Here is a 16,265-nt window from a genome sequence, read left to right on the forward strand (position 1 = left end):
AGGTCATGCCGCACACGTCGACCGCTGTCGAGATCCGCGAGCTGTCGTCCCCCAGAGATCTCCAGCAGCTGACCCATGTGTTCGACGACGTGTGGCATCCCGACCCCGGCAATCGGCCGGTGAGCGTCGACATGCTCCGCGCCCTCTCGCACGCCGGGAACTATGTCGCCGGCGCGTATATCGGCGACCGATTGGCAGGCGGGAGCGTGGGCTTCTTCGCGGCGCCGGTCGGTCGGTCACTGCACAGCCACATCACCGGGGTGTCCCGGATCGGTCGCGGCCACAATGTCGGCCACGCACTCAAGATTCACCAGCGCGAGTGGGCCGTGGCGCGCGGCCTGCAGACCATCACCTGGACCTTCGATCCTCTCGTCGCGCGCAACGCCTATTTCAACCTCACCAAACTCGGTGCGGTACCGCTTGCCTACCACCGCGATTTCTATGGCGAGCTGGCGGACGAACTCGCCGGCGGGGACGAGAGCGATCGGCTGCTCGTCTCGTGGTCACTCGATTCATCGGCGCCCGAGGCACCCACAGACACCGCCGACGATCTACTCCGCGCCGGTGCGCGTCTCGGCATCGACGTCGTCGCCGACGAACCCCACCCGGTCACCGACATCGGTTCCGACTCGGTGGTGATCATTCCGGTCCCGCGCGACATCGAGGCGATGCGGCGCACACATGCGGTGGCCGCGGCACGGTGGCGAATCGCCCTGCGCGCCGCGCTCGCCCCGCTCCTCGGTCCTGCCGGAACCGAGCGCACGACCCGGTTCCTGCGGTCCGGCCACTACGTGGTGACTCCGGACGGAGACTGACCGCGCGCCACCGGTCAGCTGGTACTCCGCCGCAAGGTGACCCGATACGTGTAGTGCTCGGGCAGGAAGTGACTCACAGCCAACTCGACAGCGTTCCCGTCGTCATCGCTGTAGAGGCGGTCGACCCGCAGCATCGGGTGGCCCTCCGGACAATTCACCTGCTCGGCCACCGACGCATCCGCAGCAGCGACCGTGATGGACTGCGCGGCCTCCGCGATCGGACGGGCCAGATGGGGTTCGAGCAGACCGATCATGGTGTGCGCGCTCGTGGCCCCGGCCGCCACCTCCGGTCGTTCGATCACCGGTCGTGCCACCGACTCCGGCCACCACACCGTCGTCAGGACGAAGGGAACGCCATCGTGGAAGCGTCGGAAGACCATGCGGTACACCAGGTCGGTGTCCAGTCGCAGGCGACCGGCCGCGTCGAGATCGACCTGCCGTCGAGGGGCGGACACCACCTCCATGGTGGTGTCGTCCGACAAGTTCATCAGGTCTTCGATGGACCCTAGTTGCCGCAGGTATCGCCCATTGCCCTCGGTGGCAAAGGTCCCTCGGCCCGGGACCCGGTACACCGCACCCTCGGCGACCAGATCCTGGAACGCACGCCGCACCGTCTGTCGGCTCAGACCGAACTCGTCGGACAGCTCCGATTCGGTGGGTAACCGGACCCCGCCGCGGTAGCGGCCCTCCGCGATCCGCGCACGCAGCGTGCCGGCCAGTGCCCGATAGGCGGGCTCGGTCGTGTCGCGTGCGCTCATCGCGGAATCCTCAGATCCCGCCCCGGGCGACGAGCTGCCCCGCGATGACATTCCGCTGGATCTCGTTGGTGCCCTCGCCGACGATCATCAGCGGAGCGTCCCGGAAGTAGCGCTCGACGTCGAATTCGGTCGAGTAGCCGTAGCCGCCGTGGATGCGGACCGCGTTCAGCGCGATCTCCATGGCGATCTCGGAGGCGAAGAGCTTGGCCATGCCGGCTTCCATGTCGCAGCGTTCGCCGCGGTCGTACTGGTCGGCGGCGTGCCACGTCAACTGCCGCGCCGCAGTGAGCTTGGTGGCCATGTCGGCCAGATAGTTGCCGATGGACTGGTGCTTCCAGATGGGCTGACCGAACGATTCGCGCTGCTGGGCGTAGGCGAGTGAATCCTCGAGGGCCGCAGTGGCCACTCCCAGGGCACGGCAGGCGACCTGGATACGCCCGGTCTCCAGACCCTTCATCATCTGGCCGAAGCCCTTGCCCGGCTCGGTACCGAGAATCGCCGACCGGGAGATCCGGTAGTCGTCGAACGAGAGCTCACAGCTCTCCACGCCCTTGTATCCGAGCTTGGGCAGATCACGCGAGACCGTCAGTCCCGGGCCATGTTCGACCAGCACGATGGAGATGCCCCGGTGCCGCGGCTGCGCGGCCGGATCGGTCTTGCACAGCAACGCGATGAGACCCGAACGCCGCGCGTTGGAGATCCATGTCTTCGAACCGTTGATGACCAGGTCGTCGCCGTCGACCTCGGCCACCGTCGACATGTTCTGCAGATCCGACCCGCCGCCGGGTTCGGTGAGGGCCATGGTCGCCCGCATCTCGCCGGTCGCGAGCCGAGGCAGATAGTTCTGCTTCTGTTCGTCGGTGCCGAAATCGGTCAGCAGCTTCGCGACCACCGTGTGGCCGCCCATTGCGCCGGCCAGACTCATCCAGCCTCGGGCGAGCTCTTGGGTCACCCGGGCATAGCAGGGCATCGAGACCGGTGATCCGCCGAACTCCTCGGGAACCGCGAGACCGTAGATGCCGATCTGCTTCATCTGCTCGATCCACTTGTCCGGGTACTCGTTGGCGTGCTCGACCTCCTGCACCGATGGCTTGACGTCGCGGTCGACGAACGCACGCACCGTCTCGACAAGAAACGACTCTTCGGCATTCAGGTTGCTCATGAACCCACCTCACGCAACAGTAATACATTGATGACAATTTGTACGGCCATATTTACCGTTCGTTGTGACGGTGTCAAGGCCTGTCGCGCACTTCCGTTGCATCCGGGCGTCTGGTAAGAGTTCTTGGGACACCGATTTGGCCGCACATTTGGCCGTACCTGGGATAGAGGATTTCGTGCAGACACACAGACGCCGGGCCGTCCTGGTCGCGCCCGCCTCCGATGACCGGAAAGCACGCAAGGCACTCGCCTCCGACGCCGACGAGGTGATCCTCGACCTCGAGGACGCCGTCACGCCGGAGAACAAGGTCACTGCCCGCGACGCCGCCGCTGCACTCGTCGCCGAATTCGGTGGCAAGCGGCCGGTGTCGATCCGCATCAACGCATTCGGGACCGACTGGGTCGAGGCGGATCTGTCCGCCTGCGCCACGATGGGATCGTCGCTTGCATCGGCGGTACTCCCCAAAGCGGAGTCGGCCAGGCAACTCGCGGACGCCGATCGCCTCCTCGGCGACTCGCCCGCTCGCCTCCAGATCCTCGTCGAGACCCCGGTCGGCATCCGCGACATCGCCGACATCTGCCGTGGGTCCGATCGGCTCGCCGCGGTCATCATCGGATACGCGGATCTTGCTGCAACGCTGGGACGTTCGTCGACCGCACCGCAACTCGTCTGGCACCCGGTCCAGGAGACCGTGCTGACGGCCGCACGTGCTGCGGGTATCTCGGTGATCGACGGACCACACCTCACCATCGCCGACGATGATGCGCTCCGGAACGCGAAGACCTGGGTCCGGGACCTCGGCTTCGACGGCACCTGGGTGATCCATCCCGCCCAGATCGATTCGGCGAAAGCGATTTTCACTCCGGACCCCGACGTGGTCGCCGACGCGCGGCGGGTCCTCGCCGCGCTGGACGAGGCCGCTGCCCGCGGCGACGGTGCCGCTGCCCTCGACGGACGGATGCTCGACGAGGCCCTCGCCGTCTCGGCCCGCCGCATCCTCGCCAAGGCGGACCCCGCATGACCGGCGCGACGATCCCGGTCGGTGGCCCCTACTTCGACGAGCTCGCCATCGGGCAGGTCTTCGACGACGCACCGTCGGTGACCATCACATCGGGAATGGCGGCGGCCCACCAAGCCATCGTCGGCAACCGGATGCGCCTCGCCCTCGACGTCTCACTGGCCGAACAGATCACCGGACGCGACCGCGCGATCGCTCACCCCGGACTGGTCTGCGACCTGGCGATCGGGCAGTCCACGCTGGCGACCCATCACGTCAAGGCCAACCTTTTCTATCGCGGCCTGCGATTCCTGCGCCATCCGCACCTCGGCGACACCCTGAGCACCACGACCGAAGTGGTCGGGCTGCGGGAGAACTCGTCGAAACCCGGCCGTGCCCCGACTGGGCTGGCCGCGCTGCACATCATCACCACCGATCAGCACGGTGCCGTGGTGCTCGACTTCTACCGGTGCGCGATGCTGCCCCTGAGTGAATCGCCGGACCCAGAACGCGTCCGTGCCTCCGATGACCTGTCCGCCATCGGCACCGACCGCTCCACAGAGGCCGTCATCCCGGACTGGGACCTCACCGTGTTCCGGGACTCCGTTCGCGGACAACACTTCTCTCCCGAACTGGCCGGTCATGTCTACGCGTCGAGCGGCGACGTCGTGTCGAGCGCGCCGGAGCTCGCCCGCCTCACTCTCAACATCGCGGCGACGCACCACGACGAGCGCGTCTGCGCGGCCGGTCGTCTGGTCTATGGCGGACACACGATCGGAGTGGCTCTCGCCCAGGCCAATCGAGCGCTGCCGAACCTGGTCACCGTGCTGGGGTGGGAGTCGTGCGACCACACCGGACCGGTCCGAGAAGGTGACACGCTCACCAGCGAACTGACTGTCGAACAGGCAGCCGCCCTCGACGGCGGGGGCGGACATCTCGACCTGCGGTCGGTGGTCGTCGCACACGACGGCGACGGCTCACGCCCCGTCCTGGACTGGCGTTTCCACGCCCTCATGGCGTAACCCCTCATGGCATGAGTCCTCCGAAGGAGCAGCATCGTGACCACCCCTGACAAACCCCTCGCCGGCCTCCGCATCGTCGAGGTGTCGAGTTTCGTCGCGTCGCCGCTGGCGGGACTGACGCTCTCGCAACTCGGCGCCGAGGTGATCCGGATCGATCCGATCGGCGGTGCGGCCGACGTGCACCGCTGGCCGGTCACCGACAGCGGTGAGTCGATCTACTGGACCGGACTCAACAAGGGTAAACGGTCGATCACCGCGGATCTGCGCAGCGAGGCGGGACAGTCGCTGGTGCAGCACTTGGTGGCCGATCCCGTCACGGGGGGCGGCATCCTGTTGACCAACTCGGCCGGACGGTCGTGGATGAGCCACGAGACCCTCTCTGCGCTGCGACCCGATGTCATCACCTGCGAGATCCTGGGACGCACCGACGGCACGCCCGGTGTCGACTACACCGTCAACGCCGGCCTCGGGTTCCCGATGATCACCGGACCGGTCGCGAACGCCGGCAACGTCAACCATGTGCTGCCGGCGTGGGACATGGCGTGTGGATTGTATGCAGCCCTGGCCATCTCGGCCGCAGTCCGTCGACGCGAACAGAGCGGCATCGGCGCGCACATCACGTTGCCGCTCGAGGATACGGCCCTCTCGATCGCCAGCACGTTCGGTTACCTGACCGAACCGCAGGTCAACGGCCGGGGACGGGTGGGCACCGGAAACGACGTCTACGGCACGTACGGAACCGATTTCGTCGCCGCGGACGGCGCCCGGTTCATGATCGTGGCGCTCACGCCGCGCCATTTCCGCGACCTCGTCGAGCTGACCGAGGTGGGCGACGCCGTCGAGGCGGTGGAGAAGGCCCTCGGCGCCGACTTCCGCAGGGAGGCCGACCGCTTCACCCATCGGGCGGTGCTCACCGCACTGTTCGAGCCGTGGTTCGCGCGTCACAGCAGTGCGGAGGTCACTGCGGCGCTTGGCGGATCATCGGTGCTCTGGGAGCGTTTCCGAAGTTTCGAGGAGGTCGTGGCGGCGGGAGTGCTGGCAACCAACCCGATGTTCGCCGAACTCGACCAGCCGAGAATCGGGACGTTTCTCGCCGCAGGTCATCCGGCCGCCTTCGACGGCGAGCACTACTTCACCGGCCCCGCCCCGGAACTGGGCGCTGACAACCCACCGCCGGTCGAGTAGCCACGCACACACCCCCCGACCGCCGGTCGAGTAGCCACGCATTCGCCCCCACCGCCGGTCGAGTAGCCGCGAGCGTAGCGAGTGGCGTATCGAGACCACCCGAGCGACAGGTGATCTCGATACGGCTCCTCGCTACGCTCGTCACCTACTCGATCAGCGGGAAGAATCGATGCGGCTCGTCCCTTCCCGATCAGCGGCAAGGCACCGAACGACCCGTCCCCTACTCGATCAGCGGAGGCGGGTCGGTCTCGTCGCGAGCCAGTTCGGCGAGGATCGCCTCGGTGTGCTGGCCGAGGGAGGGCACCGCACCCATCGGCAGCTCGACGTCGGCGAACGTCATCGGGGGCAGCAGCGCCCGGATCGGCCCGGCCTCGGTGTCCACGTCGCGCCACCGATCCCGTCCGGACAACTGTGGGTGCGCCACCACGCCGTCGAGCTCACGGATCTCGGCGGCGGGAATACCTGCTGCAGCGAGCTTTTCATCGAGGTCGACGGTGGTGAACCGCTTGGTCTCCGCCGCAACCGCCGCGTCGACGTCCGCTCTCGCAGCGACCCGGCCGATGTTGGTGGCGTATCGGGGATCGGCGGCGAGGTCCGGGCGCCCGAGTACCTCGCCGGCGAGGACCTGCCAGCCGCGGTCATTCTGCACCCCGATGAGGATCTCGCCGTCACTGGTCGGATAGCGGTCGTACGGAACGATCGCCGCGTGCCCCACGCCGGACCGTGCGATCTGACGGTCGCCGTAGAGCCGCATGTACATCGGATGCCCCATCCATTCGACCGTTGCGTCGAACATCGACACCGAGACCGCAGCCCCCGTACCGGTGGCCCCGCGCCGCACCAGCGCACCGAGGATCGAGGTCAAGGCGTACATACCGGCAGCGATGTCGGACGTCGGGATACCGGTCTTGGCCGCCTCGTCGACGGTGCCGGTGACGGAGATCAGGCCCGCTTCCGCCTGCACCAGCATGTCGTAGGCCTTGCGCTCCCGGTACGGACCGGCGTTGCCGTACCCCGACATGTCGACGACGATCAGTTCCGGATGGTCGGCGCGCAGCTCGTCGGCACCGAACCCCAGTCGCGCCGCGGCACCGGGTGCCAGATTCTGGAGGAACACGTCGGCACGGGCGATCAGCCGGTGCAGCGCGACCCGCCCCGACGACGACTTGAGGTCCAGGGTCAGTGACTCCTTGCCACGGTTGAGCCAGACGAAATGGGATGCGAGGCCGTGCACGGCGTCGTCGTAGTTCCGCGCGAAGTCGCCCTCCCCCATCCGTTCCACCTTGATCACGCGGGCACCCATGTCGGCGAGGTGTCGGGTCGCGAGCGGTGCCGCGACGGCCTGCTCGAGCGCGACGACGGTGATCCCGGCCAGCGGCAGGGGCATCTGATCGGCATCCACCGGGCAACCATCACCTGCCGACCCGCGGGTCGTCAACGGCGCACATCTCCCACCGCCATAGGTAGTTCCTCATCGTGTCTGAGTCGGACCCACTTTGAACATGATGAACACCTCATGATCCGATGGAAGTTGATCGCCGCAACCGTTTGGATCACCGGCGGCATCATCTGGAGGTGAAATGACCACGATCGAGGTCACCGGCCATCGTCAGCGTGAGGCATGGGCCGAGAAGGTGCTGCCCCCGGTCGAGGAGGTTCGGCCCGGCCTGTGGTCGATCCCGGTCCCGATGCCGTCGAACCCGCTGCGCTACGTACTCATCTACGCACTCGCCCTGCCCGACGGTATCGCCCTGATCGACACCGGATGGAACACCGACGAATCGTGGCGTGCCCTTGTCGATGGTCTACACGCCACCGGACACGATGTGGCCGACGTCCGGCACGTCTCCATCACCCACTTGCACCCCGATCACTTCGGCTTGGTGCCGCGGCTGCTCGAGCACGTCGATCCGGTGCTCGCGATGCACCACAACGATGCGCGCCACCTGCACCATGTCACCGAGGCGGAGATCGAGCGACAGATCGAAGGCGCACAGCGGGATCTCGAGATCCACGGCGCGCCTACCGACGTCGTGGACACCGGATTCCGTGAGATCGCCCGCCTGCCGGACGGTCGCACCATGGATGTCGAACTCGACAATGGCGACCCACTGAATCTGCCCGGATGGAATGTGCGGGCGCTGTGGACCCCGGGACACACCGCCGGTCACCTCTGCTTCGTCGACGAGGACGCCGGGGTCATCTTCACCGGCGACCATCTGTTGCCGCGGATCAGCCCGAACGTCTCGACGAATCGGTTCCAGTCGCACAACCCGCTGTCGGAGTACCTCATCTCATTGGCCAACACCGAGCACCTGCCCGACCTCGAGGCGCTGCCCTCCCACGAGTATCGGTTCCGTGGGCTCGCCGACCGGGTCACACATCTTCTCGCACACCATGAGGAACGACTCGACGAGATCACGGCGGCGGTGGCCGCCGAGCCCCAGTCCACGGCCTGGGACATCACCCGCTCGGTGACCTGGTCGCGACCGTTCGAGCAGCTGTCGGTTCCGCTGAGCCGGATGGCACTGGGTGAGACCAACGCACACCTGGTCGTGTTGCAGCAGCGAGGCATCCTGAGCCCGACCGAGGGTGTCCCCATCCGGTGGTCACTGACCACACCGTCCGCCGCAGTTGAGGAGAGTTCCCGATGACCGCAGTTCTCACCGAGTTCGCCGACGGCGTCGCCGTCATCACCATCAACCGACCCGAGGCGAAGAATGCGGTGAACCGTGAGGTGGCCGAGGGCATCGCGGCCGCCGTGGACGAGATGGACTCGCGCGACGACATCACCATCGGCATCCTCACCGGTGCGGGCGGTACCTTCTGCGCCGGCATGGACCTCAAGGGCTTCACCCGTGGCGAGAACGTGAACATCGAGGGCAAGGGGTTCGCCGGACTCGTCGAGTCGCCCCCGGCGAAGCCGTTGATCGCAGCCATCGAGGGTTGGGCGCTGGCCGGTGGTTGCGAGCTCGCCTTGAGCGCAGACCTCATCGTCGCCGCGCGGGACGCGAAATTCGGTATCCCCGAGGTCAAGCGCGGCCTGGCGGCCGCGGCCGGGGGTCTGCAGCGGCTGCCGAAGATCCTGCCTTATCAGCTCGCGATGGAGATGGCCCTCACCGGCGATCCGATGACCGCCGAGCGCGCCCACCAGTTCGGCATGGTCAACCGGCTGGCCGAGCCCGGCGAGGCGCTGACCGTCGCGCGAGAACTCGCCGCGACCGTCGCCGCCAACGGTCCGCTCGCCGTGCGGGCGACCAAGCAGGTGGTCTCCATGTCCATCGACTACACCGACGCCGATCTCTTCAAGGCACAGTGGAAGCACCTCGGGCAGGTCTTCACCTCCGCGGACGCACAGGAGGGTGCGCGCGCATTCGCCGAAAAGCGGGCACCCAACTGGACGGGAAAGTGATCCCGGCGGTCACCGGCGCCCGCCGGTGACCGGGCCCGACGCGATCGACGATCCGTACCATCACTGAGGTGGACCTGCACCTCGTCACCTACTTCGTAGCGGTGGTGGACCACGGCGGGATCACCAAGGCGGCGCAGTCGCTCTACATCTCGCAGCCGTCCCTGTCCCAGGCCATCCGGACGCTCGAGCGACGGTTGGGTGTCACGTTGTTCGACCGCACCGGCCGTCGCCTGGAACTCACCGAGGCCGGCCTCAAACTCGACGTCGCCGCGCGACGCATCCTGGGCGACGTCGACCGGGCCAAGGCGAAGGTCGAGGCGGTGCGCGAACTACGCGCCGGACGGGTCGACATCGTCACCCACGGCGCGTTCAGCATCGACCCCGTGGTGGAGATGATCCGGGTGTTCCGGGAACGGTTTCCGCGCCTCTCGGCGCGGGTCGTCGCGGCCGACGGACCGAGCGGTGTGCTGGCGGCCTTGCGACGAGGCGAGGCCGAGATCGGCCTGATGGACGCGGCAGCCGAGCACGCGACCTTCACGGCCATTCCGCTCGGCGCCCAGGAACTCGTGCTCGCCGCCCCGCCGGCGCTGGCGGCCGGCCTCACCGACCCCGTACCCCGCCGGCGGGTGCGCTCGATCCCACTCGTGTTCGACATCGCCGATCCGGGCTCGTCGGCGATCATCGGCGACCTCATCGACGACGACGCCCGCAACGTGGTGGTCGACTGCGCGCATCCAACAGCGACCTGGGACCTGGTGGAACGCGGGACGGCCGCCACCGTCGCGCCGCGGGTGGTCGCCGAACAGCAGATGCCGGGCAGCCGGCGATTGCCGCTCGACCCACCGTTGACTCGGGCATTCGGGTTGGTCCTCCGAGCCGGCCGGCCCTCGCCCGCGGCCATGGCGTTCATCGCGGTGGCCAAGGGGCACGTCGGTGTCACCTCGGACCCGTCCGAGTTCGGCGACTGGTAGGTCGATGGAATTACGTCAGGTGGAGTACTTTCTCGCAGTGGTCGAACACGAGGGCATCGGTGGCGCTGCCGGCGCCCTCGGTGTCGCGCAACCCACTGTGTCACAAGCGCTTCGAGCTCTGGAACGCGAGCTCGGCGTGCCGCTGTTCCATCGCATCGGACGCGGCATGGTGCTCAGTGCCGCGGGCCGGACGATGGTCGGACCGGCGCGCCAGATCGTGCGTGACGTGGGCGCGGTCGAAGATCTCCTCTCCGCATCGGCCGACGAACTGACCGGCCGCCTCGACATCCTCGCCGCTCCGGCGATGGCGAGCGGGCCGATCGTGGAACTGATCGCGCGCTTCCGCCGTGAGTACCCCCGGGTGGGCGTCCGTTTCGGTGAGCTACGCGACGAGACGCAGGCGGCCTCGGTGATCGAGGACGGACACTGTGAGTTCGTCGTCGCGCATCTGCCCATCGCGGGCGACGACCTGGAGGTCATCGTGCTCGGCGAGCAGGAGTACGTGCTCGTCTATCCGCCAGGATCACAGGTTCCCGACGGTCCGATCCCGCTCGCCGAACTACCGACGATCCCCATGGTGTTCGTCCCGCGCGGGCATTCGGTGGCGGACGAGATCGAAGAGGCGATCCGGGTGGCCGGCGTGCGGCCACCACTCGCGGTTCTGTCGGAGCATCGTGAGGAACGGTTGCCGATGGTGCTCGCCGGCATCGGCGGTACCTTGCTGGAGAAGACGATGGCCGAGGCCGCTGCCGACCGTGTCGTCGTTCGGACCGTCGATCCCCGATTCGTCCGGCCGTTCGCGATCACCTACGACCCGGCGGGCCTGTCGCCGGTAGGTCAGGCATTCGTCGACCTCATCCGCGAATCGCCCTGACCCCGGTGCCCGTCGGGACTCAGACGACGCGCTCGAAAACCGCCGCCAGGCCCTGGCCGCCACCGATGCACATCGTCTCCAGGCCGTACCGGACCTCGCGGCGCACCATCTCCCGGGCCAGCGATGCGAGCATGCGCACGCCGGTCGCGCCGACCGGATGGCCCAGCGAGATTCCCGATCCGTGCACGTTGGTGCGATCGAAGTCGCCACCGGCACCGAACCGGCCGAAACCCCACTCGCGGGTCACCGCCAACGCCTGCGCGGCGAAGGCCTCGTTGAGCTCGATCACGTCGATGTCGGCGAGCGTCACTCCCGCCTTGGCCAACGCCTTCTCGGTCGCCGGCACCGGCCCGATACCCATCGTGCGCGGTGGCACCCCGGCGACTGCCCACGACACCAGTCGCACCAGCGGGCGCAGACCGTGTTTCTCCGCGACGTCGGGTGTGGTCACGATGCACATCGCGGCCGCATCGTTCTGGCCGCTCGCATTGCCGGCGGTGACGGTCGCATCCGGATCGGCCTTGCCCATGATCGGCCTCAGCTTGGCGAGGGATTCCGACGAGACGTCGGGACGAGGATGTTCATCGGTGTCGATGACCTGATCGCCACGCCGGCTGCGAACGGTCACCGGGATGATCTCCTCGGCGAGGATGCCGTCCTTCTGCGCCCGCACCGCGCGCAGGTGCGACTCGACGGCGAGTTCGTCCTGTTCCTCGCGCGAGATCTCGTACTCCTTGCGCAGATTCTCCGCTGTCTCGATCATGCCGCCGGGCACCGGGTAGTTCTGTCCTCCGGCGGTGGATCGGGCACGAACCAGGCTGTCGTGCATGGCGATACCGGTCCGGGCGCCTCCCCATCGCATGTCGACGGAGTAGAACGACGCGTTGCTCATCGATTCCGTCCCACCCGCGACGACGACGTCATTGTCGCCGGCCGCGACCTGGAACGCGGCCTGGATGACCGCCTGCAGTCCCGAGCCGCATCGTCGGTCGATGTGCATGCCGCCCACCGTGATCGGGAGACCTGCGTCAAGGGCGATGACCCGCCCGATGGCAGGCGCCTCGCTGTTGCCGTTGCAGTGGCCCAGGACCACGTCCTCGATGACATCCGACGCGAGCCCGGTCCGATCCAGCATGCCGCGCAACGCGGTCACTCCGAGTTCGACGGCGGTGACGTCTTTGAACATGCCGCCGTACCGGCCGATCGGGGTACGGACGGGTTCACAGATCACCACGTCGCGTAAGACGGTGTCTTTCATAGCAGGCCTTTCGAATTCGACGAACCACGGTGTCGGCGGCGAGCTGCGTTCACATGAAGCGCCCGCCGGTCACCTCGAGCACGGTGCCGGTCATGTACGAGGACATGTCGGAGGCGAGGAAAAGTGCGACGGAAGCCACCTCGGGGACCTCACCGGCCCGCTGCATGGGGATCTCGGCCATCTTCTGGTCCCACGCCTTCTGCGGCATCGCCTCGGTCATCGCGGACCGGATGAGGCCGGGCTGGATCGCGTTGACCCGCACCCCATGATGTGCCATCTCCTTGGCCGCCGCCTTGGTCATGCCCACGATGCCCGCCTTCGCGGCCGAATAGTTCGTCTGCCCGACCATGCCGACCTTGCCCGACAGCGACGAGATGTTCACGATGGCACCGCGTTTGGCCTCACGCATGATCGCGGCGGCCTTGCGGGTACCGTTCCACGTCCCCTTGAGATGTACGGAGATCACCAGGTCGAAGTCGTCTTCGGACATCGTGCGCATCGTCGCGTCACGGGTGATGCCGGCATTGTTCACCATCACGTCCAGCGAACCGAAGCCGTCGACGGCCGCGGCCAGGAGCGCGTCGACACTGGTGGAGTCGGTCACGTCGCACTGCACGGCGCGCGCGACGTCGGCGCCACCGAGCTTTTCCGCAGCAGCCTGGGCTGCTTCTCGGTTCAGGTCGCCGAGCATCACGCGGGCACCCGCGTCGACGAACGACCGTGCGATCTCGAGTCCGATGCCCTGCGCACCACCGGTGATGACCGCGGTGCGCCCGTCCAGGAGGATGTTGGGTGCAGAAGAGTCCATGTGACGGAATCTACCGGTCCGCGCACCGGATCGAACCCAGCCGACCCATTCGAAGCGGCTATGCGAGCAGTAGCGAGTTCGTAGTGGACCGCTCCCGTCGAGACCGTCACAGTGGGAGGATGACCAGTGTCATGAACACAGCAGCTGCCACTTCCCAGGTGTCCGCCGACGACTTCGCGGACATCCTCGCCGCCACGCGCGAGTTCGTCCGCGAGAAGGTCGTCCCGCGTGAGCAGGAGATCCTCGACGCCGACGCGATCCCCGACGACATCCGCGCGACCGCCAAGGACATGGGCCTGTTCGGCTACGCGATCCCGCAGGAGTGGGGCGGCCTCGGCCTCGACCTCACCCAGGACGTTGAGCTGGCCATGGAACTCGGCTACACGTCACTCGCGTTGCGGTCGATGTTCGGCACCAACAACGGCATCGCCGGCCAGGTCCTGGTCGGCTTCGGCACCGATGAGCAGAAGCGCACCTGGCTGGAGAAGATCGCCTCCGGCGAGGTGGTCGCCTCGTTCGCGCTCACCGAGCCTGGCGCGGGCTCGGACCCGGCCGGGCTGCGCACCAAGGCGGTTCGCGACGGATCGGGAGATGACGCCGACTGGGTGATCACCGGCGAGAAGCGCTTCATCACCAATGCCCCGCTGGCCGACCTGTTCGTGGTGTTCGCGCGCACCCGCCCCGCCGACTCCGACGGCACCGGCATCGCGGTGTTCCTGGTTCCCGCGGAGACGTCGGGGATCACCGTCGGCGCAAAGGACCGCAAGATGGGCCAGGAAGGCGCATGGACCTCGGACGTCCACTTCGACGACGTCCGGGTACCTGCCTCCGCGCTGGTCGGTGGCAGCGAGGACGTCGGCTATCGCGCGGCAATGACATCGCTGGCCCGCGGCCGCGTCCACATCGCGGCTCTCTCGGTCGGCACGGCGCAACGCGCACTCGACGAGTCGGTGGCATGGGCGGCCACCGCCACCCAGGGCGGCACCGCGATCGGCGAGTTCCAGCTCGTACAGGCCATGCTCGCCGATCAGCAGGCGGGAGTGATGGCCGGCCGGGCGATGGTGCGCGATGCAGCGCGCGCGTGGGTCGACGAGACAGATCGCCGGATCGCACCCTCGGCGGCCAAGCTCTTCTGCACCGAGATGGTCGGGAAGGTCGCCGATCTGGCCGTGCAGGTGCACGGCGGCAGCGGGTATATGCGCGACGTTCCCGTGGAACGGATCTATCGAGACGTCCGCCTACTCCGACTGTACGAGGGCACCAGCGAGATCCAGCGGCTGATCATCGGCCGGAATCTGGTGAAGCGGGCGCAGCGGGGTTGATCGCGGCTCAATTCACCTCTCCTGCCGATCTTGTCGGTGGCCGCCGATAGTCTGGTTCCACCAAGCCGAAATGATGACGGCCGGTCGATCACAGAACACCCTGTTCTGATCGACCAGAGACAACGATGACGATGCCCTGCAACCGCATCCGTGCTCTCCGAGAGGCTGCACATGCCCACCACGGTGGAGCTACCCCCGACCTGGCACCAGGCATCGCACATATCGTGCGACGACGTGTACGAGTCAGTCCGGGCAGATACGGCTGGCGCGAATCCCGATCGTGTGGACAGGATTCACACCACTCCGATCTTGTCGGTACCCGCCGATAGTCTGGGTTTCAACAGGTCGAAATGATGGCCGCGAATCCGTGATCAGGGACTCCGACTCTGATCACCCAGAGACAACGATGACGATGCCCTGCAACCGCATCCGTGCTCTCCAGAGGCTGTACATGACCACCACGGTGAACCTCCCTTATCGGCCGACGTGGCGGCAGACGCTCGACCATCTCGTGATCCCGACCATGTGGACAGAACTCACGTCCCCCGCCGATCTTGTCGGTACCCACCGATAGTCTAATTCCACCAAGCCGAAATGATGACAGCCGGTCGACCACAGAACACCCAGTTCTGATCGACCAGAGACAACGATGACGATGCCCTGCAACCGCATCCGCATTCTCTGAGAGGCTGCACATGACCACCACGGTGGAGCTACCCACCATCGCCGACTCGCTACGCGATGTCGCATTCGCCGACGACATGTCCGGCCCCGCCGGGTTCGAGGCGATGCGCACAATTCTGACGCTGCGAAATCTGATCGACCATCACGCGCCCATACTCACCGGTCACCTCGAACGGCTCGGCGTCCCCGAGAACCACGGACGTAAACTCCGAGAGTTGTTGATCGTCATGGGATTCGCGCCCATCGTCGCCACGCGACTGATCCGGATCGCGGCCTCGATGACCTCCCTGCCGACCGCGCATGCCCATGCTGCCGACGGCGCGGTCTCTGCCGAGCACATCGATGCGATCGTCACAGGAATCGGCCACATCGCGAAGCGATCACCCGAGCCTCTCGATGATGACACCCGGCACGGGCAGGTGACCGATCTGCTCGGCCAGTTCTTCTCCGGTGCGACTCCCGCCGAGATCACCGCCCGCGCCAGGGTGATCGGCAACGAGCTCGCCGCCACCACCGACGGTGGGTTGCCGGCCGCCGAGGACCGTTCGATCAATGCCCTCACCCAAGCTGCCGACAGCGGTGGCCGTCTGCAAGTGCGCGCCGACCTCGACACCGAGGTCGGTGAGAAGTTTCGGGCCGCGATGGAAGAACTCGGCGCTCCGCGGCCCGAACCCGACGGCTCCGCCGACGCCCGCTCGACCGAACGCCGGCAGGCGGATGCGCTCGAAGCGTTGTTGGACATCGCCTCCCGCGGCGGCGACACCGCCTCGGCACCACGTACCCAGGTACTGATCACGGTGCCCGCCGAGGCACCGATCCAGGCATCGTTGCAGTTCATGGGATCGGTCACCGAAGCCACCCTGGCGCAACTGACGTGCGATGCCACCGTCACCACTGTCATCGTCGATGGTGAGAAGGTTTGAGGTTCCCCCCGAACCGTAGAGGCATCGATAATGAGGAGCACGATGCCAGAGAAGCGCAAGAAGTACGACCGGGA

General features: G+C 67.1%; 15 protein-coding genes. 10 read left to right on the plus strand and 5 right to left on the minus strand.

What is annotated here, in order from left to right; translation table 11 throughout:
• Window positions 1-5: 5 nt before the first annotated feature.
• Entirely contained in the window at window positions 6-815 is an 810-nt protein-coding gene (locus ACLQ3I_RS14830; RefSeq protein WP_425802779.1) for a GNAT family N-acetyltransferase, read from the plus strand.
• Between the two features lie 14 nt (window positions 816-829).
• Here ACLQ3I_RS14830 and ACLQ3I_RS14835 read toward each other — a convergent pair whose 3' ends face one another.
• The gene (locus ACLQ3I_RS14835; protein ID WP_425789121.1) at window positions 830-1,573 is read right to left on the minus strand and encodes a GntR family transcriptional regulator; all 744 of its coding nucleotides are present in this window, start codon (window positions 1,571-1,573) and stop codon (window positions 830-832) included.
• Window positions 1,574-1,583: 10 nt separating this feature from the next.
• The gene (locus tag ACLQ3I_RS14840; protein ID WP_425789123.1) at window positions 1,584-2,735 is read right to left on the minus strand and encodes an acyl-CoA dehydrogenase family protein; all 1,152 of its coding nucleotides are present in this window, start codon (window positions 2,733-2,735) and stop codon (window positions 1,584-1,586) included.
• A gap of 175 nt (window positions 2,736-2,910) precedes the next feature.
• Between ACLQ3I_RS14840 and ACLQ3I_RS14845 the strand changes: the two genes are divergently transcribed.
• Genes ACLQ3I_RS14845 through ACLQ3I_RS14855 form a run of 3 tightly spaced genes read left to right on the plus strand, consistent with a single transcriptional unit; the run spans window position 2,911 to window position 5,939 of the window.
• Window positions 2,911-3,756 carry an HpcH/HpaI aldolase/citrate lyase family protein gene (locus ACLQ3I_RS14845; RefSeq protein ID WP_425802781.1) on the plus strand — a complete coding sequence of 282 codons (846 nt, stop codon included), beginning with the start codon at window positions 2,911-2,913 and terminating at the stop codon, window positions 3,754-3,756.
• Complete coding sequence (locus tag ACLQ3I_RS14850) at window positions 3,753-4,754, plus strand: MaoC family dehydratase (RefSeq protein ID WP_425802784.1); 1,002 nt, start codon at window positions 3,753-3,755, stop codon at window positions 4,752-4,754. The genes ACLQ3I_RS14845 and ACLQ3I_RS14850 overlap by 4 nt, the downstream gene beginning before the upstream one ends.
• Before the next feature lie 36 nt (window positions 4,755-4,790).
• Window positions 4,791-5,939, plus strand: coding sequence for a CoA transferase (locus tag ACLQ3I_RS14855; RefSeq protein ID WP_425802787.1), 1,149 nt, complete (start codon window positions 4,791-4,793; stop codon window positions 5,937-5,939).
• A gap of 220 nt (window positions 5,940-6,159) precedes the next feature.
• Here the strand turns inward: ACLQ3I_RS14855 and ACLQ3I_RS14860 are convergent, their stop codons facing one another.
• Window positions 6,160-7,326: a CaiB/BaiF CoA transferase family protein gene (locus tag ACLQ3I_RS14860; RefSeq protein WP_425802832.1), complete on the minus strand. Its 1,167-nt coding sequence runs from the start codon at window positions 7,324-7,326 to the stop codon at window positions 6,160-6,162.
• Between the two features lie 193 nt (window positions 7,327-7,519).
• Between ACLQ3I_RS14860 and ACLQ3I_RS14865 the strand changes: the two genes are divergently transcribed.
• The 4 genes from ACLQ3I_RS14865 (at window position 7,520) to ACLQ3I_RS14880 (ending at window position 11,196) form a co-directional block, all read left to right on the plus strand.
• Entirely contained in the window at window positions 7,520-8,593 is a 1,074-nt protein-coding gene (locus tag ACLQ3I_RS14865) for an MBL fold metallo-hydrolase (RefSeq protein ID WP_425789131.1), read from the plus strand.
• Window positions 8,590-9,351, plus strand: coding sequence for a crotonase/enoyl-CoA hydratase family protein (locus tag ACLQ3I_RS14870; protein ID WP_425802789.1), 762 nt, complete (start codon window positions 8,590-8,592; stop codon window positions 9,349-9,351). Before ACLQ3I_RS14865 ends, ACLQ3I_RS14870 begins: the two co-directional genes overlap by 4 nt.
• A gap of 68 nt (window positions 9,352-9,419) precedes the next feature.
• Window positions 9,420-10,322 (plus strand): LysR family transcriptional regulator, encoded by a 903-nt coding sequence (locus ACLQ3I_RS14875; RefSeq protein WP_425789135.1) that lies wholly within the window; start codon window positions 9,420-9,422, stop codon window positions 10,320-10,322.
• 4 nt (window positions 10,323-10,326) lie between these two features.
• Complete coding sequence (locus ACLQ3I_RS14880; RefSeq protein ID WP_425789137.1) at window positions 10,327-11,196, plus strand: LysR family transcriptional regulator; 870 nt, start codon at window positions 10,327-10,329, stop codon at window positions 11,194-11,196.
• A 19-nt stretch (window positions 11,197-11,215) separates the two neighbouring features.
• On the opposite strand, the gene ACLQ3I_RS14885 is transcribed toward ACLQ3I_RS14880, so the two are convergent.
• Together ACLQ3I_RS14885 and fabG are read right to left on the minus strand one after the other, a co-directional pair.
• Window positions 11,216-12,454, minus strand: a complete 1,239-nt coding sequence (locus tag ACLQ3I_RS14885; protein ID WP_425802792.1) for an acetyl-CoA C-acetyltransferase — start codon at window positions 12,452-12,454, stop codon at window positions 11,216-11,218.
• A 49-nt stretch (window positions 12,455-12,503) separates the two neighbouring features.
• Entirely contained in the window at window positions 12,504-13,262 is a 759-nt protein-coding gene (fabG, locus tag ACLQ3I_RS14890; RefSeq protein WP_425802794.1) for a 3-oxoacyl-ACP reductase FabG, read from the minus strand.
• A 119-nt stretch (window positions 13,263-13,381) separates the two neighbouring features.
• Here fabG and ACLQ3I_RS14895 point away from each other — a divergent pair, with 119 nt between their 5' ends.
• Both ACLQ3I_RS14895 and ACLQ3I_RS14900 read left to right on the plus strand, forming a co-directional pair.
• A complete protein-coding gene (locus ACLQ3I_RS14895) occupies window positions 13,382-14,584 on the plus strand; it encodes an acyl-CoA dehydrogenase family protein (RefSeq protein WP_425802796.1) in 1,203 nt (400 codons plus the stop codon).
• 695 nt (window positions 14,585-15,279) lie between these two features.
• Window positions 15,280-16,191 (plus strand): DUF222 domain-containing protein, encoded by a 912-nt coding sequence (locus ACLQ3I_RS14900; protein ID WP_425802798.1) that lies wholly within the window; start codon window positions 15,280-15,282, stop codon window positions 16,189-16,191.
• The last annotated feature ends 74 nt before the right edge of the window (window positions 16,192-16,265 follow it).

Origin of the sequence: Gordonia sp. DT101 (assembly GCF_049844895.1) — a bacterium.
GTDB lineage: Bacteria > Actinomycetota > Actinomycetes > Mycobacteriales > Mycobacteriaceae > Gordonia.